Origin of the sequence: Synechococcus sp. CCAP 1479/10 (assembly GCF_019038515.1) — a bacterium.
GTDB lineage: Bacteria > Cyanobacteriota > Cyanobacteriia > PCC-6307 > Cyanobiaceae > Cyanobium.
Genome location: NZ_JAFKRJ010000026.1, coordinates 245,618 through 262,389, shown reverse-complemented (window position 1 = coordinate 262,389; position 16,772 = coordinate 245,618). Strand labels below are relative to the sequence as shown.

The window sequence follows — 16,772 nt, the reverse complement described above, 5'->3', positions numbered from 1 at the left end:
AATTTCTCTGCCACGGGATCACTGGTTCTTCCTGTTGTCGTTCTCCAGAAGACCTGGTCACACCAAGCGCATCAAGCCGGATTGACTCTGTTGTTACTGCAACGGGTCTTCCCCCACTTGTCCTTCACGACCTCTCCTCTTGCCGAACCTTCAGCGCACCCCCCTGCTTCTCGCCCTCGCCGGACTGGGTCTGAGCCTGGCCGGGCCAGTCAGGGCCGCCGAGGGCTCCCAGGGCTGGGGGGCCAGCAGCGCCGCCTCCGCCGGCCCCACGCGGGTCGCGATGCTGACGCCGCTGCCGGCCGCCCCCCGGGTCTTCGCCATCACCCCCGAGCGGCGCGCCCTGCTCAACACGATCCGCTACGCCGAGGGCACCTGGGCCAATGGCCATGAAATCGGCTACCGGATCCTCTTCGGCGGCAGCCTGTTCGACTCCCTCGAGCGCCATCCCAACCGCGTCATGCGCACGGCCCGCTACGCCAGTGCCGCCGCCGGCGCCTACCAGTTCATGCCCCCGACCTGGGACATGGTCACCCGGGCCCTCGGCGTGCGCGATTTCGGACCGGAGTCCCAGGACCAGGCCGCCCTGTTTTTAGTACAGCGCCGCGGTGCCCTGCACCTGGCCGACCGCGGCGAGCTGAGCGCCGACCTGGTCGCCCGTCTCGCTCCCGAGTGGGCCTCCTTCCCCACCATGGCCGGCCGCAGCTTCTATGGGCAGCCCGTGAAGCGCCTGAACGACCTGCGCCGCTTCTACGAGCAGAACCTGGCCCAGCTCCGCCGGGAAGCCGCCGCCGTCTGGGAGGACGTGGCCATCCGCCAGGTGCCACCGGCCTGCAGCGACGAGAGCCTGTCCTGTCAGCTGGAGCGCGTCAGCACCCCCGCCACCTCCGCTCCCTGAGCGCTCAGCCTTCCCCCTTGCCCTCCAGCCGCACCCCTCCGAGGGTCTTCTGGGCGATCAGGTAGGCCAGCACCGCCGCTCCGAGGAAGCCCAGCACGTTGCGCAGCAGCGGCAGCACGTCGTGGGTGCGCGTGATGATCGGTCCCATGCCCAGGGCGACGAACAGGATCACCCACAGGGGCGAGAGCAGCAGCACCCAGGTCCACTCCACCCGTCGACCCTCCTGGCGGGGGAAGGCGGCGAACCCCACGATCAGCCCGCCCAGGATTGAGGTGCACAGGGTCAGGATCCACTGCTCCTGGGGCAGGCCTGGCACCACCTGGCAGCCGCCGATCGCCAGGCACCCCTTCACGGCATGGATGGCGGAGAGGATCGAGCCGTCCTCGCCGTGGTCCCGCACATAGAACTGATTCCCATAGCGGGTCTGGAGTTCCACCCAGAAGGTGCGGGGCATCAGGGCGAACAGGGCTTCGCCCACGTTGAAGTTCAGCAGGTTGCCGCCGCGGGGATCGGCCACCAGCAGCAGGCTGCGCTCGTCAAGGTCCCAGAAACCCTTGACGGCCAGGCCGGGCGTGCGCTCGTACTGGGTCAGCACCCGCAGCTTCCAGCCGCTGGTGGCTTCGAAGTCCTCGAGTTCGCTCTCCAGGGCCCCCCGCTCGCCATCGGTGAGGGCCTTGGCCAGGTCGATCACCGGGGTGGGGTGATCGGGCAGCAGCTGGGGGTTGTCCGCCGCCAGGGCGGGGCCGCCGCCGCCCGGCAGCAGCCAGGTGGCGAGCACGAGGCAGACCGTGGCCAGGGCGGCCCCGAGCCGCCGCCCCAGGGGGCCGCTTCGCGCGGGCCTGCGCCGTTGCGGTGCCTGAACCGTCTCCGCCGTCACCGCCACCGATCCCGCTGCCCCATCTGCCGCCATTCGCATCGTTCCGTCGTCCATCGGTCAGCATTCTCACCGAGTCCCCCCACGCCGCGTGACCACGTCCCACCCCGGCTCCCCGGCGGCTCCTGACTGGCTGGCCCAGCGCCTGCGGGCGGCGGGCGGCTCGGTGCCGTTCCTTGACTACATGGACTGGGTCCTGCACGACCCGGACCATGGCGCCTACGGCAGTGGCAGGCTCCAGATCGGTCCGGGAGGCGATTTCGCCACGGCCCCTTCGCTGGGGGAGGAGTTCGCCCGCCTGCTGGCCCCCCAGGTGGCCCAGTGGCTGGCCCAGCTGCCCGCTGACGAACCCCTGGCCCTGGTGGAGACCGGACCGGGGGAGGGGCAGCTGGCCCTGCAGCTGGCCGAAGCGCTTCATGCCGGCTGGCCCTCCCTGGCCAGGCGCACCGAGCTGGTGCTCGTCGAGCCGAATGCCGGCATGGCCGAGCGGCAGCGCCGGCGGCTCGCCGCCTGCCCCCTGCCCGTGCGCTGGGCCGACTTCCGCACCCTGGCGGACGCTTCGGTGCGCGGGGTGGTGCTGGCCCACGAGGTGCTCGACGCCCTGGCCGTGGAGCGGATCGAGCGACGGGGTGGGCGCTGGTGCCGCCAGCGGGTCGTCCTGGAGGGCGACGGCCTGCGCCTGGAGGCCGGCGAGCCCCTCTCAGTGGCCTTGCTCGAGCCCCTGGCCGACCTCGGACTGCTGCCCCTGGATGAACGCCGCCCCGAGGGCTGGTGCAGCGAGCTCCATCCCGGTCTGGCCCCCTGGCTGGTCGCCTGCGGTGAAGCGCTCGCCCAGGGCTGGCTGCTGGTGATCGACTACGCCCACGAGGCCCGCCGCTACTACGCACCCCAGCGCAGCAACGGCACCCTGATGGCCTACCGGCGCCAGCGGGCCAGCGACGACCCGCTGCAGGAGCCGGGCCACTGGGACCTGACCGCCCACCTCTGCCTGGAGAGCCTGGAGGTGGCCTCCCGGGCCGGAGGCTGGCAGACCCTGGGCGTCTGCCGTCAGGGGGAGGCCCTGCTGGCCCTCGGGCTGGCCCAGCGTCTGCATGGCCTCCAGCAGGAGAGCGGCACGCCGCTGGCGGAGCTGCTGCAGCGCAGGGAGACCCTGCTGCGGCTGGTGGATCCTGCCGGGCTCGGTGAATTCCGCTGGATCGCCCTGCGCCGCGACGGTGAGCCGCCGACCCCGATGACGGAGCCCCTGTTCTTGCTGCCACCCACGGTGTGAACCCAGGGTTCCAACGCAACTCAGCGTTACATCTCAACGCAGCGTTACAACTCAAGCCTTCAACACCTCAACCGCCGCCGTTACATCCCCTCACAAAGGATTGAGCATTCCTGCTCAATCCTTCAGGCGCCATCAGGCGATGAGGTTAGGTTGAAAAGACTTCCAGAGGAGCGGCCATGGACAGGGTTCTGGGTGATCGCGTGGCTGATCGGGCTGCCGTTCGGTCGGCGGATCAGCTTGCTGTCAATGGCGCCGCGAACGACGATCCCGTCGAGCGTTACTTCGCCTGCATCACCACCTGCTCCCTCGACGACGGTGAGTGCATCACCATCTGCACCGAGGAGTTGCGGGAGAGCCACTGAGGCTCCTCAGAACCATTCCGACTGGGCCTCTTCGCGCGGATTGACGTTGGCGTGGGGGGTGGTGCGGCGGAACTCCATGGTGATGCTGCGCTTCTGCTCGCCATCGGCCGCCAGGGCCTCGATCGGGTAGAGCTGCTGGCCGTCACGGAAGGGCACCTGCAGGCGGAAGGTGCCATCGGCGGAAAGGGGAACGGCCTCACCGCCGATGCTGAGGCTCGCCGAGGGGTCGGTGGCGCCGTAGACGATCAGCTCGGCGTCGGCCACCAGCCAGAAGGAGCGCTGGCGGGGGGCCACCCCACCGATGCCGGAACCGCTGCGGCCGGAGGCCCAGGGGCCGGCACCGGAGGCGGACAAGGCACCGCCTGCGGCGAGACCAGCGGCGGAATCCATCTCGTGGAAGGCCTCGGAGCCACGGCCGAGGCGGCGCCAGGGGCTGGTGGCGCTCTGGTAGAGCCGCTCGTGCAGATCGTTGACGATCTCCCGCGCCGGCATGGCTCCAGGAGCCGGCTCGGCGGCGGGCGGCATGGAGAAGGCCACGAAGGGATCGGGCGTCGTCAGGGCCGGTCCGTCCAGTTCCGGCACATGGGCGGTGGCGGAGAAGGCCATGGAGATCCAGCCGCCACTGCCCCCCTTGCGGAAGCCCAGTTCCACCCTGTAATCGCGTCCGGAGAGGGGAACCGGCAGGTACCACTCGCTGGCCTGGCTGTCGACGACCACCTCCTGCAGGGTGTGGGGATGGGTGGATCCCCCATCGAGGCCCGTGACGTCGGCGACGCGCAGGCACAGCTGGGTGGCCCCTTCCGCCTGGGCCCGCTGGCGGTCGGCCGGCTCGATGAACCAGCGCACCTGGGACCACTGGGGATCACGGGGCACGAAGGCCACCCAGCTGGCTCCACCGCCGCTCTCCTGGGGCGCGGGGTCAGGGGTGGAGGGCGCCTGGGCCGGAGCCGCCGCCGCCGGAGGCTCCTCCACGGGAGCGGCGGATGGGTCGGGCTCAGCGGTCTCCTCCTGGCCGCCGAGCCCGATGGTTCGGGCCAGGGCACCGAGTCGTCGCAGGGGCTGGCTCAGGAAGTTGTTGAACCGGCTGGGACGACTGCTCATGGGCCGTGGTGAATAAAACCTTCCGGTGATGGTCTCCGATCCGGGGGGATCGCGCCTTCCCTGTCAGCGAAAGACCACGATTGAACCCCTTCCCTGGGGGGCATGGCCGGCAGGAACCCCCCGGATCGGGCCGCCATGTCAGGGGGCCCCGATCGAACTGGCGACCGCCAGGGCGGCCTTGATGGTGGCGGGTTCGACGTCGTCGCGGATCGTGACCGAGCCCACACCGGTGGGCAGCACGAAACGCACCTTCCCCTGGCGCACTTTCTTGTCCGCCTGCAGGGAGGCCAGCACCGCCTCCGGATCGAGGGCCGGCCAGTCCATGGGCAGGCCGGCGGCGGCGATCAGGCGTCGCTGGCGGTCCTGATCCGCCTGGCTCCAGAGACCCATGGCCACGGCGATGTCGCCGGCCGCCAGCATGCCCAGCCCCACGGCCTCGCCGTGCAGCCAGGTGCCGTAGCCGCTGAGGTTCTCCACCGCGTGGCCCAGGGTGTGTCCGTAATTGAGGATCGCCCGCAATCCCCCTTCCCGTTCGTCCGCCGCCACCACGCGGGCCTTGGCGGCCGCCGAGCGCTCCAGCAGCCGCTGCAGGAGCACGGGGCCGAGGGCTTCCCGGCTGGCCAGGCCACCGCGGGGGTCCCGTTCGGCGGCCGTCTCCAGATCCCGGAAGAGAATCCCGTCGCCGATGACGGCGTACTTGATCACCTCCGCCATCCCGGCCCGGAACTCCCGTTCCGGAAGGGTCGCCAGCACCAGGGGGTCGATCAGCACCAGCTTGGGCTGGTGGAAGGCGCCGATCAGGTTCTTGCCACCGGGATGGTTCACCCCGGTCTTGCCGCCGATGGCCGCATCCACCATCGCCAGCAGGGTGGTGGGCACCTGCACCACGGCGATGCCCCGCAGCCAGGTGGCGGCGGCGTAGCCCGCCATGTCCCCCACCACACCGCCACCGAGGGCGACGATCAGGGAGCTCCGCTCCAGGCGGTGGGCGAAAGCGGCGTCGTGGATGGCCGCCACCGTGGCGGGGTTTTTCTGTTCCTCCCCGGCCTCGATCACCAGCGTCCGCACCACAAAGCCGCTGGCCTCCAGGCTCTGCAGCGCCCGGGCGCCATGGAACCCTTCCACGTCGGGGTTGGTCACCATCAGCACCCGGGTGCCGCTCTGGATTCCTCTTTCGAGCAGGAAGGACCCGAGGCCCCCGAGCAGGCCTTCACCGATCAGGATCGGGTAGGGATCGGCAGCGAGGGACACCGTGATGGTGCGGTACTCCTGCGGCACGGAGGAAGGGGCGAGGGTGGCCCGAGGCTAGGCCTGGGGCGACTGGCGCCGGACCACCTCCAGCACCGCCTCCCCGTAGCTGGCCAGCTTGGCGTTGCCGATGCCGGTGAGACCGGCGAGTTCCTCAAGGCAGGCGGGGCGGCGTTCGGCGATGGCCACCAGCGTGCGGTCGTGAAAGACCACATAGGGAGGCAGGCGCTGCTGCCGGGCCTGCTCCAGCCGCCAGGCCTTCAGGGCCGCCAGGAGTTCCGGATCGGCGGACTCCGCGCTGGCCCCTGGTGTGGCGTTCCCGGAGGGGCGCACCCCACGCCGCTCCCGGGCCGGAGGCGGCAGCCGGACCTCAAGCCGCGACTCCCCCCGCAGCAGCGGCCGCACCAGGTCATCGGGGCCGAACTGCAGGCCGCCGTGGCCATCGGCGGCCGCCACCAGGTAGCCCCTGGCGGTGAGCTGGCGGAACAGGCTGCGCCACTGCAGCCGGTCCAGTTCCTTGCCGATTCCGTACACCCCCAGCTGGTCATGGCCGAGGCTGCGGACCCGGGCGGTGTCGCCCCCCAGCAGCACGTCCACCAGATGGGCGGCCCCGAAGCGGCCGCCTGTCCGGTACACGGTCGAGAGGGCCTTGCGGGCCGGCTCGGTCACGTCCACGCCCTGGTTCGGCTCCAGGCAGACGTCGCAGTTGCCGCAGTCGCCGCTGCCCGTTTCGCCGAGATAGTCGAGCAGGATCCGGCGGCGGCAGCCGGAGGTCTCGGCGAAGCCGATCAGGGAGTCGAGCCGGCCATGCTCGATCCGCTTCTGGGCCGTTTCGGCGTCGGACTCCTCGATGAAGCGGCGCAGCGGCGGCACGTCGGCGGCGCCGTGCACCATCCAGGCGATGGCGGGCAGCCCATCGCGGCCCGCCCGGCCCGTCTCCTGGTAGTAGGCCTCCAGGCTCTTGGGCAGGTCCACATGGGCGACGAAGCGCACGTCCGGCTTGTCGATGCCCATGCCGAAGGCGATGGTCGCCACCACGATCACGCCGCTGCCATGGCGGAACCGCTCCAGGGCGGCGCTGCGTGTGTCCGCCGCCAGGCCGGCGTGGTAGGGCAGGGCGTCATGCCCCTCGGCCTTGAGCAGTGCGGCGAACTCCTCCACCCGCTTGCGGGAGCGGGCGTAGACGATGCCGGCGTGGCCCCGCTGGCTGGCGAGAAATTCCAGCAGCTGGCGCTTCGGCTCGCTCTTGTCCCGCAGCAGGTAGCGGATGTTGGGCCGATCGAAGCTGGCCAGGAACACCGCCGCCTGCTCCAGACCCAGGCGCGCCACGATCTCGGTCCGGGTGCGGGGATCGGCGGTGGCCGTGAGGGCGATGCGGGGAACGGCCCCGAAGCGCTCGGCGAGTACCGCCAGCTGCAGGTACTCGGGCCGGAAATCGTGGCCCCACTGGGAGACGCAGTGGGCTTCGTCGATGGCGAACAGGGCCAGGGGCAGATCGGCGAGCCGCTCGATCAGATCACCGTTCAGCAGCCGCTCCGGCGACACGTAGAGCAGATCCAGCCTCCCGGCCTGCAGCTCCCGCCAGGTGGCCGCCGCCGCCTCGCCGCTCTCGGCCGAGTGCAGGGCGGCCGCCCGCACGCCTGCCTGCCGCAGGGCCCCCACCTGGTCCTGCATCAGGGCGATCAGGGGCGACACCACCACGGCCGTGCCCGGCCGGCAGAGGGCCGGGATCTGATAGCAGAGCGACTTGCCGCCACCGGTGGGCATCAGCACCAGGGCCGATCCCCCCGCGCAGACGTGCTCGACGATGGCAGCCTGGGGGCCGCGGAAGGCGTCGTAGCCGAAGACCTCCCGCAGCACCTGCTTCGGCGTCGGCGTTGGGGTCATGGGGAAAGGGGTGGGGCGGCACCAAGGGGGCTCCTGCCTCGGTTCCGATTGTGCATCGCCCCGGCTCCGGCAGGATGCACCCATGGCCCCACCCACCCCCGCCGCACCGGCTGCCACCCGCTCCGCCTGGGCGTTCCTGACCCCCGCCCTGGTGCTGCTCGCCGTGTCGGTGCTGATCCCGGCGGCCATGGCCCTGCTGATCAGCTTCACCCGCACCGGGCTGGATGTGGGCGAGCCGCTCACCTTCGTGGGCCTGGCCAACTTCCGCCGCCTGCTGGCCGACCCGATGCTGCTGCGGGTCACGGGCACCACCTTTCTCTATCTGGTGGGGGTGGTGCCGCCGATCGTGCTCGGATCCCTGGCCCTGGCGGTGCTGGTCAACCGACAGCTGCCGGGCATCCACTGGTTCCGTGGCGCCTTCTATACCCCGGTGCTGGTGTCGCTGGTGGTGGCGGCGATCGCCTTCCGCTGGCTCTACGCAGAGAACGGCCTGGTCAACGGCTGGCTCGGCGCCCTGCTGGGGGATCGCTTCTCACCGATCGGCTTCCTCACCTCCACCGGCCTGGCCCTGCCCTCGGTGATGCTCGTGACCCTCTGGAAGGGCCTCGGCTACTACATGGTGATCTTCGTGGCCGGCCTGCAGGGGATCTCCGCCGATCTCTACGAGGCGGCGGCATTGGATGGCAGCGAGGGATGGCGCCGCCATCTGGACATCACCCTGCCCCTGCTGAGGCCCTACATCACCCTGGTGGCGGTGATTTCGGCGATCGGGGCCACCAAGGTATTCGAGGAGGTCTACCTGATGACCCAGGGGGGCCCGGCCGACAGCACCCGCACGATCGTCTACTACGTGTACGACCAGGCCTTTTCCGAGCTGGAGATCAGCTACGCCTGCACCGTCGGGCTGGCCCTGTTTCTGATCGTGCTGCTGCTCAGCCTGCTCCGTTACGCCTTCGCCGCCGAGAACCCGCTCCAGTGATCCCCCCGCCAGGGATCCCCCTGCAGGGGGCCTCGACGACCTGATGCCAGGCTGGTTTCAGCTTCGAGCCACCAACCCCAGGGTGCAGATCATCGCGGACCCCCTTTCCCAGACCACGCCGGCACCGCTCGAGGCCATCGGCATCGTCGGCGGTGGCCAGCTGGCCTGGATGCTGGCCGAGGCCGCCCGGGATCTCGGTGTCGCCCTTCACGTGCAGACGCCCGGCGCCGAGGATCCGGCCACCCGCGCCGCCGCCAGCGTGGTGCTGGCGCCGGTCGAAGACGTGAACGCCACCCGGGAGCTGGCCGGCCGATGCGGCGCCATCAGTTTCGAGAACGAGTGGATCCCGCTCGAGGATCTGCGGGCCCTGGAGGGGCCCGCCCTGCAGTTCCTGCCGGGTCTCGACGCCCTCCAGCCCCTGGTCAGCAAGGCGGGCCAGCGGCGGCTGCTTGGCGACCTGCATCTGCCCGCCCCCCGCTGGTGCCCCCTGGCCGATGTGCTCCAGCCGGAGCCGCCCCTCACCCAGGCACCTGACGCGGATGGGCTGCCGCTGGTGGCTCCCCCGCGTCCCCTGCAGGCGCCGGCGCTGCCGCGCCTCCCCGATGGCTTCGCCTTTCCCCTGATGGCCAAGGCCAGCCGCGGGGGCTACGACGGCCGGGGCACGGTGCCGGTGGCCGACCTGGGGGCCCTCGAGCAGCTGCTCCAGCGCGTCGAGCCAGACGACTGGATCCTCGAGGAACTGGTGAGCTTCGAGCAGGAGCTGGCCCTCGTGGCCTGCCGTGACCGCCAGGGGCAGGTGGCCTGCTACCCCCTGGTGCAGACCCACCAGCACAGCCGTGTCTGCGACTGGGTGCTGTTCCCGGCACCGGTGGACCACCGGGTCGAGGTGTTCGCCCGCAATGTGGCCGCCTCCCTGCTCACCGCCCTCGACTACGTGGGGGTGCTGTCGATCGAGTTCTTCTACGGGCGCTCGGGGCTGCAGGTCAACGAGCTGGCCCCCCGCACCCACAACTCCGGCCATCTGACGATCGAGGCCTGCCGCACCAGCCAGTTCGCCCAGCAGGTGCGGATCGTCGCCGGGCTGCCGATAGGTTCCACCGATGCCGTGGTGCCCGGGGCGCTGATGGTCAACCTGCTGGCGCCGGAGACGGGCGATGACGAGCAGCTCGTGCGCCGGCGGGCGCTGGAGGCGCTTCCGGGCGCCCATCTGCACTGGTACGGCAAGCGGGGCGGTGGGGTGGGCCGCAAGCTGGGCCATCTGACCCTGCTCCTGGATGGCAGCACCGCGGAGGAGCGGGAGCTGCAGCGGCAGCGCCTGCTGGCCGAGGTGCGGGCCATCTGGCCGCTCCCCCACCAACCCGCCTAGGATGGGTTCGGACTGCTGTGTTGGTGACTGCCTTTCACAGTTTTCTGATCTGACTCCCTTTCGACATGGGGAGTCTTCAGCGACGGCAACGTAGACCGGCTTCATTGCCGGAAACGAAGCCCCGCCCCTGACTCCCCTTCTGGTTCATCCAGGTCGAACACTGGGGCAAGACGGCACGGCGGTCCACCCCTTTCAGCCCATCCCGATCACAGCCGGCCCGGCATGCTGGGGAGACGTCCCCCCTGCCGCCGTGAACAGCGAGCCCTCGAGCTTCCTGCAGGCCTTCGAGCGCCTGCTCGCCCGCGCCCCGGGTCCGGTCTTCCCCCGGGCCCGGGCGCTGTACCTGCAGAAATACCCCCTGGAAGGGGAGGCCGGGGGCGATTTCCGCACCTTCCTGCTGGAGGAGGAGATCCAGGAAAGTGCCGCCGGCGCCCTGCGGATCCGGGCCCTGGCCCTGGCGATCGTGGCCTGGGGCCAGCCCCGCTTCGATGCGGCCGCCGCATCGGCCTACCTCGAGCAGCGCTGGGGACTGCACCCCAGCGATCTCCAGGTGGTGGAAGGGGCGAACTGGTTCCGCGACAGCGGCGCCTACGGCCGCTTCGGCACCCCGGCCGTCTACGAACGGGCGGCCCCCACCAGCCTGCTCAGTTCGTCAACCGATCCAGCTCCTCCTGCAGCTGATCCCGGCTCAGCCGGGTGACCACGAACACCTCCTGGGCCGTGCTGCCCCGGCGGGCCAGCAGCTTGTGGCCTCCGGTGATCGGGGTCGACACCCGCAGCCGCAGGCCGACGCTGCGGCCCCTGACCCGGGTGATCACCGCCGGGGTGATCGTGTCGATCTCCTTCAGGGTCGCCAGCCTTCGCAGCAGCGGGATCAGGCCCTCCACGTAGGTGCTGTGGGTGATCACCAGCCGGGCCATGGGTGCCGCTCAGCCGTGGCCCAGGGGCGCCATCGTCAGCCCTTCGGCGGAGAGCAGCTGGTGGTAAAGCTCCCCCTGCTCGAGCGGTCCGCTCCAGACCACCGCCGAACCCTCGCCATCGATCCGGTGGGCCAGCTCCCAGGCCCGGTCGGGCTGCATGCCGGGCAGGTGGCGCACGAGCACCGCGACCACGTGCTGGAAGGTGTTGACGTCGTCGTCGAGCACGATCACGTTGACGCTGGGGTAGCCCTCAGACCGGCGCTGGGCGATCGGGGCGGTACTTCTCGAGGGAGCGACGACCATGGGCCCACAGAGGCTGCCGGTCACCAGCGTAGGTAACATGCGCGCAGTCTTGAACCGGTCCCGATGTTGATCACCCTTGGTTGGTCCGCCCTGGCGGCCATCTTCAGCTTCTCGATCGCCATGGTCGTGTGGGGCCGCAACGGTGACAACAGCATCGGTTTCTGATCTGGCCTTCCCCACCACCACCCTGCTGGCGGGCCTCGCCTCCGCCCTGCTGCTCTTCGTGAGCGTGGGCGTGATCTATCTCTCCACCGTCGAATGGCGGGACAAGCGTCGGCGCCGCTCCAGTGAGGGCCGCAACCGCTGATGGGATCGCCCACGGCGGCTCTGGCCCTGCCGCGTCTGCCCCGCAGGCTGCCGCTGCCGCCCCTGCCGCTCACCACGGTCACGCTGCTGCTCCTGCTGCTGCTGCCGGGCCTGGCCCTGTGGCGCTGGCCCCGGCCCCGGGCCCAGGGGCTCGAGCAGCTGATGGCGGTGAGCAGCCTGCTGCAGAGCTTCCCCGCCAGTCCCGAGCGGCCGGTCCCGGCCCTGTGGAGCGAACGCCTCGGCGAGGCCCCGGCCACCCGCCTGTGGCGCGAGCAGCGCCGCACCTGGTGGCAGTTCTGGGGACCCCACACCGATGGCGGTGCGTACCTGGTGGTGCAGGAAAACGCCGGAGCCGGAGCCGGTCGGCCCCTGCCTGCCGATGCCCTGCGGGTGGGCAACCTGCTGGTGGTGGCACCCGATCCCCTCTCCCGGCGCCTCCTGCAGGACCAGCTGCGACCGGACCAGCGAGCCGGCCGCGGGTTGTTCAGCGCCTGCCTCCCCCGGCTGGAGACCGGCCAGGGGGTGTTCTGGAACGCGTCCGGCCTCGGGGCGCTGGTGGGTCCCCTCGCCCCCCTGCTGGAGGCCTACCAGGAGGGCTGTCTGTCCCTGTCGCTGCAGTCCTCCGAGGTGCGCTGGCGCGGCGAAGCCTCCGACAGGCCCGCCGCCGTCGGCCCGGCCGGCAGCCTGAGATCCCCGGATCTGGCGGCCCCATCCAGGCCGCCCCTGCCGGCGGATCAGCTTCTGGAACTCCAGGGGTCCTCCCTTGAGCAGCTGTTCCGCGGGCTGCTGGCCCGCCAGCTGATCCGCGATCCCCTGGCGGCCCGCTATGGCATCGACACCAAGGGGCTGGCCCTGCTGCGGCGTTCCCCGTTCCGCCTGCGGCTCCACCCCCAGGCCACCGGTCCCTTCCAGGCCTCACTCGAGCTCCAGGTGGCGGTGGGGCCCGATCGCCAGGGTTGGCGTCAGCTGCTGCTGGGCCTGGCCAAGGCCCTGCAGGCCCAGGGGCTGGAGGATGGCCCCGGCAGCACCACGACCTCCCAGGCCCTGGCCGCCACCTGGAGCCGGCAGGACGGCGTGGTGCTGGGGGGATGGCGCTGGATCGGCGAGAGCGGGCCTTCGCCCCAGCTGCTCCTGTTCCTCGGTCCGGTGCCAGGCCGGTGGCAGCCCATGGCGATCGCGGGGACGAGTGCCCCCGCCAGCGGCGAGCTCTGGTTGCGGGTCCGGCCCCGGGGCCTCGACCAGCTGGGCCTGCTGCCCGAGCCCCTGCCGGAGCTGGTCCGGCGTGCCGACCAGCTATGGATGGAGTCCGTTCCCGGTGAATCCGCCAGCGGCGGCGCGGGGCTCAGCTGGCTGAAGGGACGCCTTCAGGTGAGCCGCTGACGGCCTGACGCTCTCGCCGCCGCCGCTCGGCGGCCACGGTCTCCTCCATGAGCTCAACGGCCATGGACATCTTCTCCAGGTTGCTGGCGTAAAGGGCCAGGTCCTTATCGAGGCGGTCGCGCAGCAGGCCCATCGACGCGCCGATCTCGTGGGCCAGCTGGCGCAGGGCCTGGGGCTCCATGGCGTCGTCGGCCAGGGCCTGCTCCAGCAGGGCCAGCAGGCCGACGGCCATCAGGCGGGAATAGTGGAAGTCGGGCCGGCGGATGCCGGCCAGGGCGGTGGCCACCGGCGGCGGCGCCCCCTCCCCCTGGCTCTCGATCCACTGGCGCACCTCGGCCTGGCTGTGGCGCCCCATGGCGGCCAGGGCGTCGTTGCACTGGCGACGCAGGTCGGGCCCGTCGAAGCCGGAGGAGGCGCACAGGGCGTCGAAGAGCGGGCCCTTCTGGGCCTCGGGGCGGTAACCCCGGGCAAAGCCATCGAAGACCTGCACGACCCCGACGGCGAACAGGGGATCGCTCTGGAAACCCTTCTGACGGCTCAGCAGGTGGAGCTCCACCAGCAATTCGTCGACCATGCGCCGGTAGAGGGGACCGATGACATGGGGGAAGGCGCCATGGAAGGCGCGTTTGCTGTCGGCGACGGTGAGAGCAGCGCTCACGCGGTTGGATTCTTCGTTGCTGCGACCTTAGCGCTGCAGGCACTCGACCCGATCGGCGGCTGGGTAGGATCGTTTCAATCGCCTGTCTGGAGCCCATGATCCCGATCGTCATCGAGGAGTCGGGTCGCGGTGAAAGAGCCTTCGACATCTATTCGCGCCTGCTGCGCGAGAGGATCATCTTCCTCGGCGAACCGGTGACGGCGGAATCCGCCAACCGCGTGGTGGCCCAGCTGCTGTTTCTGGAGGCCGAAGATCCTGAGAAGGATATCTTCCTCTATGTCAATTCCCCGGGCGGTTCGGTTTACGACGGCCTCGGCATCTTTGATACGATGCAGCACATCAAACCTGACGTCCAGACCGTCTGCGTCGGGCTGGCGGCCAGCATGGGTGCCTTCCTGCTCTGCGCCGGCGCCAAGGGCAAGCGCAGCAGCCTGAGCCACTCCCGGATCATGATTCACCAGCCCCTCGGCGGCGCCCGGGGCCAGGCCAGCGACATCCGCATCCAGGCCGATGAGATCCTCTATCTCAAGGACAAGCTGAATCGTGAACTGGCCGGCCGCACCGGTCAGGATCTCGAGCGGATCCAGATCGACACCGACCGGGACTTCTTCATGTCCCCGGCCGAAGCGATGGCCTACGGCCTGATCGACAAAGTGATCGAGAAACGGCCCGTTCGCCCCGTCTGAGCCGAAAGCAGAGACAAAAAAAGGGCCTGCCGGAGCAGGCCTTTTTTCATGGCGAAGGGCCGGCCCTCAGGGGGCCTCGCTGGTCTCGGCGACGGCGGCTCCCTCATGGGAGGCAGCAGCCAGGTCGGCGGCCGTGAGCAGGGGGGAGAAACGATCCTTGTCAGGAATCGAGGCAAACTCGGAGACGATCAGCCGGAACTCATCGCCATCGAGGCTTTCCTTCTCGATCAGCAGTTCCACCATCCGGTCCATGCAGGCACGGTGCTCGGCCACCAGCTTGACGGTGTCGGTGTAGCAGCTCTGGACGATCTGCCGGACGGCCTCGTCGATCTTGTGGGCGATGGCATCGGAGACATCGCTGCGGGTCATCAGATCACGGCCCAGGAACACCTCCTGGTTGCCGGCCTCCAGGGACATCGGTCCCAGGTCGCTCATGCCGAAGCGGGTCACCATCTGGCGGGCCATGGAGGCCACCTGCTGAATGTCGCCGCCGGCACCGGTGGTCACCTCGGCGTGGCCGAACACCACGTCCTCGGCGGCACGGCCCCCCAGGGCGCCCATGATCCGGGCCCGCAGCTGGGCGCGGCTGACGAGCATCTGCTCCTCGTCGGGGGCGAACCAGGTGAGGCCCTGGGCCTGACCGCGGGGGATCAGGGTGACCTTCTGCACCGGATCGTGCTGCTTGACCAGGGTGCCCACCAGGGCATGGCCCACTTCGTGGTACGCGATCAGGCGCTTGCTGCGGCCGTCGGTGAGGGGTTTGCCCTCCATGCCGGCGATGATCCGGTCGACGGCGTCGTCGATCTCGGCCAGGCCGGTGGCCTCCTTGCGCCTTCGGGCGGTGAGAATCGCCGCCTCGTTGAGCAGGTTGGCCAGGTCGGCACCGGTGAAGCCGGGGGTGCGGCGGGCGATCATCTCCAGGGAGACGTCGTCGGCCAGCTTCTTGTTGCGGCTGTGGACCTTGAGGATCGAGAGGCGTCCCTTGATGTCGGGGGCGTCGACCTGCACCTGGCGGTCGAAGCGGCCGGGGCGCATCAGGGCCGAATCCAGGACGTCGGGGCGGTTGGTGGCGGCGATGATGATGATGCCGCTGTTGCCCTCGAAGCCGTCCATCTCGGTGAGCAGCTGGTTGAGGGTCTGCTCCCGCTCGTCGTTGCCGCCGCCGATGCCGGCGCCGCGCTGACGGCCGACGGCGTCGATCTCGTCGATGAAGATCAGGCAGGGGCTGTTCTCCTTGGCCCGCTTGAACAGGTCGCGCACGCGGCTGGCGCCGACACCGACGAACATCTCCACGAACTCCGAACCGGAGAGGGAGAAGAACGGCACACCGGCTTCACCGGCGATGGCCTTGGCCAGCAGGGTCTTGCCGGTGCCGGGGGGGCCCACCAGCAGCACGCCGCGGGGAATCTTGGCCCCCACCGAGGTGAAGCGCTCGGGGGTCTTGAGGAAGGTGACCACCTCCTGCAGATCCTGCTTGGCCTCCTCCACCCCGGCCACGTCGTCGAACTTGACGCCGGTTTCAGCCTCCATGGCGAACCGTGCCTTGGACTTGCCGAACTGCATCGCCTGGCCGGGGCCGCCCGGCATGCCGGAGGAGCGCCGGGCCAGGAAGATCAGCGAGCCGATCAGCAGCAGCGGGAACAGCAGGTTGCCCAGCAGGCCGAGGGCCGGAGGGGTGGACTTGGGCGGATGGACATCGAAGCTGATGCCCTGGTCCTTGAGTTTGTTGATCAGCTCCGGCGCCACGCCGGGAAGATCGACCCGCAGGCGCTGGACGCGGTTGTCGAGATCGGGATCCACCGCCTCGATCACGGCGGTGCGGCCCCCGTCAAAGATGTCGACGGCGGTGACGCGTCCGGCTTCCACGTAATCAAGGAAGCGGCCGTAGCTCATGCGGGCCACCGCGGCATTGCGGGGCGCCGTGGTGTCGCCGCCGCTGTCGGCGGGGGCCAGACGCCCCCCGGAACTCAGCAGCTGCCAGCCCAGGAACAGGGCCACGGCGACCGGCAACAGCCACAGGGCAAGGACACGCCAGCGCTGATTCATGGTTGTGAAGCTTTCGGACAACCTTAAGAGCGCAGGGCCCGGAACCGGGAGCCCGCGACCCCCGGCGAGGAGGGCTCAGCCGGCCTGGAGCCAGGGATTGAGCTCAATGCCGCCGGCGGCGGCCTCCGGCACCGGCGCCGATTCCATGATCAGTTCGCGGGCCTCGATCGATTCGAGCAGCTCCGGACCGCCCAGGCCGTGTGTCCAGATCTCCACCTCGCTGCGCTCCGGACACTGAAAGGTCAGGAGTTCGAAAGGAAAGACGACCCGTTCGAGGAAGAAATGCTCCGGCCCGATGCAGCGCAGGATGACCATGCGGTCGGAGCCGTTCCGGTAACCGCAATCCACCTGTTCCGTCCTGGCCAGTTGATCCAACACCTTCATGCGGCGACGTCCATACCATCAAGCCATTGCGGCTGTGGGGATTCGGTGACGAAGGCGACGGATTGCCAGTCTTAATCTTTTCTTCTGTTCTCCCCGGGCCAAGGCAA

19 protein-coding genes and 1 other RNA gene are annotated in these 16,772 nt (G+C 70.2%); 11 read left to right on the top strand and 9 right to left on the bottom strand.

The genetic code is table 11. The features are described 5' to 3' along the window. The first annotated feature begins 139 nt into the window (after nucleotides 1-139). On the top strand, nucleotides 140-895 hold the full coding sequence (locus KUG39_RS09525) for a glycoside hydrolase family 24 protein (RefSeq protein ID WP_190609523.1): 756 nt from the start codon (nucleotides 140-142) through the stop codon (nucleotides 893-895). A 4-nt stretch (nucleotides 896-899) separates the two neighbouring features. Here KUG39_RS09525 and KUG39_RS09520 read toward each other — a convergent pair whose 3' ends face one another. After that, the gene (locus tag KUG39_RS09520; RefSeq protein WP_286193085.1) at nucleotides 900-1,811 is read right to left on the bottom strand and encodes a TPM domain-containing protein; all 912 of its coding nucleotides are present in this window, start codon (nucleotides 1,809-1,811) and stop codon (nucleotides 900-902) included. A 49-nt stretch (nucleotides 1,812-1,860) separates the two neighbouring features. Here KUG39_RS09520 and KUG39_RS09515 point away from each other — a divergent pair, with 49 nt between their 5' ends. Continuing rightward, nucleotides 1,861-3,039 (top strand): class I SAM-dependent methyltransferase, encoded by a 1,179-nt coding sequence (locus KUG39_RS09515; protein ID WP_216914748.1) that lies wholly within the window; start codon nucleotides 1,861-1,863, stop codon nucleotides 3,037-3,039. Between the two features lie 176 nt (nucleotides 3,040-3,215). Beyond that, complete coding sequence (locus KUG39_RS09510) at nucleotides 3,216-3,401, top strand: DUF8642 family protein (protein WP_216914940.1); 186 nt, start codon at nucleotides 3,216-3,218, stop codon at nucleotides 3,399-3,401. A gap of 6 nt (nucleotides 3,402-3,407) precedes the next feature. On the opposite strand, the gene KUG39_RS09505 is transcribed toward KUG39_RS09510, so the two are convergent. The 3 genes from KUG39_RS09505 to recQ form a co-directional block, all read right to left on the bottom strand. Beyond that, nucleotides 3,408-4,502, bottom strand: a complete 1,095-nt coding sequence (locus KUG39_RS09505; protein ID WP_216914745.1) for a DUF4912 domain-containing protein — start codon at nucleotides 4,500-4,502, stop codon at nucleotides 3,408-3,410. Nucleotides 4,503-4,640: 138 nt separating this feature from the next. After that, nucleotides 4,641-5,780: a 3-dehydroquinate synthase gene (gene aroB / locus KUG39_RS09500; RefSeq protein ID WP_216914743.1), complete on the bottom strand. Its 1,140-nt coding sequence runs from the start codon at nucleotides 5,778-5,780 to the stop codon at nucleotides 4,641-4,643. Between the two features lie 27 nt (nucleotides 5,781-5,807). Next, on the bottom strand, nucleotides 5,808-7,637 hold the full coding sequence (gene recQ / locus KUG39_RS09495) for a DNA helicase RecQ (protein WP_216914741.1): 1,830 nt from the start codon (nucleotides 7,635-7,637) through the stop codon (nucleotides 5,808-5,810). An 82-nt stretch (nucleotides 7,638-7,719) separates the two neighbouring features. On the opposite strand from recQ, the gene KUG39_RS09490 reads away from it, so the two are divergent. From KUG39_RS09490 to KUG39_RS09475, 4 genes are all read left to right on the top strand, one after another. Further along, nucleotides 7,720-8,616 carry a carbohydrate ABC transporter permease gene (locus tag KUG39_RS09490; protein ID WP_216914739.1) on the top strand — a complete coding sequence of 299 codons (897 nt, stop codon included), beginning with the start codon at nucleotides 7,720-7,722 and terminating at the stop codon, nucleotides 8,614-8,616. 43 nt (nucleotides 8,617-8,659) lie between these two features. Continuing rightward, nucleotides 8,660-9,982 carry a 5-(carboxyamino)imidazole ribonucleotide synthase gene (locus tag KUG39_RS09485; protein ID WP_216914737.1) on the top strand — a complete coding sequence of 441 codons (1,323 nt, stop codon included), beginning with the start codon at nucleotides 8,660-8,662 and terminating at the stop codon, nucleotides 9,980-9,982. A 6-nt stretch (nucleotides 9,983-9,988) separates the two neighbouring features. Further along, nucleotides 9,989-10,171: non-coding RNA, 6S RNA (gene ssrS, locus KUG39_RS09480), on the top strand. Between the two features lie 61 nt (nucleotides 10,172-10,232). Continuing rightward, nucleotides 10,233-10,682, top strand: coding sequence for a hypothetical protein (locus KUG39_RS09475; protein WP_216914735.1), 450 nt, complete (start codon nucleotides 10,233-10,235; stop codon nucleotides 10,680-10,682). Here the strand turns inward: KUG39_RS09475 and KUG39_RS09470 are convergent. Both KUG39_RS09470 and clpS read right to left on the bottom strand, forming a co-directional pair. Beyond that, nucleotides 10,627-10,902, bottom strand: a complete 276-nt coding sequence (locus tag KUG39_RS09470) for a DUF2103 domain-containing protein (protein ID WP_094584642.1) — start codon at nucleotides 10,900-10,902, stop codon at nucleotides 10,627-10,629. The two genes, KUG39_RS09475 and KUG39_RS09470, sit on opposite strands and share 56 nt — an antisense overlap. Before the next feature lie 9 nt (nucleotides 10,903-10,911). Beyond that, nucleotides 10,912-11,205: an ATP-dependent Clp protease adapter ClpS gene (gene clpS, locus KUG39_RS09465; RefSeq protein WP_094584641.1), complete on the bottom strand. Its 294-nt coding sequence runs from the start codon at nucleotides 11,203-11,205 to the stop codon at nucleotides 10,912-10,914. A gap of 63 nt (nucleotides 11,206-11,268) precedes the next feature. Here clpS and petN point away from each other — a divergent pair, with 63 nt between their 5' ends. Genes petN through KUG39_RS09450 form a run of 3 tightly spaced genes read left to right on the top strand, consistent with a single transcriptional unit; the run spans nucleotide 11,269 to nucleotide 12,891 of the window. Beyond that, a complete protein-coding gene (gene petN, locus KUG39_RS09460; RefSeq protein WP_094584640.1) occupies nucleotides 11,269-11,370 on the top strand; it encodes a cytochrome b6-f complex subunit PetN in 102 nt (33 codons plus the stop codon). Continuing rightward, a complete protein-coding gene (locus KUG39_RS09455) occupies nucleotides 11,348-11,512 on the top strand; it encodes a hypothetical protein (RefSeq protein ID WP_015108282.1) in 165 nt (54 codons plus the stop codon). The genes petN and KUG39_RS09455 overlap by 23 nt, the downstream gene beginning before the upstream one ends. Next, nucleotides 11,512-12,891 carry a hypothetical protein gene (locus KUG39_RS09450; RefSeq protein WP_216914733.1) on the top strand — a complete coding sequence of 460 codons (1,380 nt, stop codon included), beginning with the start codon at nucleotides 11,512-11,514 and terminating at the stop codon, nucleotides 12,889-12,891. The genes KUG39_RS09455 and KUG39_RS09450 overlap by 1 nt, the downstream gene beginning before the upstream one ends. Here the strand turns inward: KUG39_RS09450 and psb29 are convergent. Next, nucleotides 12,854-13,549, bottom strand: a complete 696-nt coding sequence (gene psb29, locus KUG39_RS09445) for a photosystem II biogenesis protein Psp29 (protein ID WP_190609508.1) — start codon at nucleotides 13,547-13,549, stop codon at nucleotides 12,854-12,856. The two genes, KUG39_RS09450 and psb29, sit on opposite strands and share 38 nt — an antisense overlap. Before the next feature lie 95 nt (nucleotides 13,550-13,644). On the opposite strand from psb29, the gene clpP reads away from it, so the two are divergent. After that, nucleotides 13,645-14,235 (top strand): ATP-dependent Clp endopeptidase proteolytic subunit ClpP, encoded by a 591-nt coding sequence (clpP, locus tag KUG39_RS09440; protein ID WP_094584637.1) that lies wholly within the window; start codon nucleotides 13,645-13,647, stop codon nucleotides 14,233-14,235. A 66-nt stretch (nucleotides 14,236-14,301) separates the two neighbouring features. Here the strand turns inward: clpP and ftsH are convergent, their stop codons facing one another. After that, on the bottom strand, nucleotides 14,302-16,281 hold the full coding sequence (gene ftsH / locus KUG39_RS09435; protein ID WP_216914731.1) for an ATP-dependent zinc metalloprotease FtsH: 1,980 nt from the start codon (nucleotides 16,279-16,281) through the stop codon (nucleotides 14,302-14,304). A gap of 75 nt (nucleotides 16,282-16,356) precedes the next feature. After that, the gene (locus KUG39_RS09430; RefSeq protein ID WP_216914729.1) at nucleotides 16,357-16,665 is read right to left on the bottom strand and encodes a DUF1830 domain-containing protein; all 309 of its coding nucleotides are present in this window, start codon (nucleotides 16,663-16,665) and stop codon (nucleotides 16,357-16,359) included. Between the last annotated feature and the right edge of the window lie 107 nt (nucleotides 16,666-16,772).

Excerpts from the sequence above, each read along its gene's own strand:
- KUG39_RS09485 (WP_216914737.1), top strand. The coding sequence starts at position 8,660 with ATGCCAGGCTGGTTTCAGCTTCGAGCCACCAACCCCAGGGTGCAGATC.
- KUG39_RS09450 (WP_216914733.1), top strand. The coding sequence starts at position 11,512 with ATGGGATCGCCCACGGCGGCTCTGGCCCTGCCGCGTCTGCCCCGCAGG.
- recQ (WP_216914741.1), bottom strand. The coding sequence starts at position 7,637 with ATGACCCCAACGCCGACGCCGAAGCAGGTGCTGCGGGAGGTCTTCGGC.
- clpS (WP_094584641.1), bottom strand. The coding sequence starts at position 11,205 with ATGGTCGTCGCTCCCTCGAGAAGTACCGCCCCGATCGCCCAGCGCCGG.
- KUG39_RS09510 (WP_216914940.1), top strand. The coding sequence starts at position 3,216 with ATGGACAGGGTTCTGGGTGATCGCGTGGCTGATCGGGCTGCCGTTCGG.
- KUG39_RS09490 (WP_216914739.1), top strand. The coding sequence starts at position 7,720 with ATGGCCCCACCCACCCCCGCCGCACCGGCTGCCACCCGCTCCGCCTGG.
- ftsH (WP_216914731.1), bottom strand. The coding sequence starts at position 16,281 with ATGAATCAGCGCTGGCGTGTCCTTGCCCTGTGGCTGTTGCCGGTCGCC.
- KUG39_RS09470 (WP_094584642.1), bottom strand. The coding sequence starts at position 10,902 with ATGGCCCGGCTGGTGATCACCCACAGCACCTACGTGGAGGGCCTGATC.
- clpP (WP_094584637.1), top strand. The coding sequence starts at position 13,645 with ATGATCCCGATCGTCATCGAGGAGTCGGGTCGCGGTGAAAGAGCCTTC.
- KUG39_RS09520 (WP_286193085.1), bottom strand. The coding sequence starts at position 1,811 with ATGCGAATGGCGGCAGATGGGGCAGCGGGATCGGTGGCGGTGACGGCG.
- petN (WP_094584640.1), top strand. The coding sequence starts at position 11,269 with ATGTTGATCACCCTTGGTTGGTCCGCCCTGGCGGCCATCTTCAGCTTC.
- KUG39_RS09430 (WP_216914729.1), bottom strand. The coding sequence starts at position 16,665 with ATGAAGGTGTTGGATCAACTGGCCAGGACGGAACAGGTGGATTGCGGT.
- KUG39_RS09505 (WP_216914745.1), bottom strand. The coding sequence starts at position 4,502 with ATGAGCAGTCGTCCCAGCCGGTTCAACAACTTCCTGAGCCAGCCCCTG.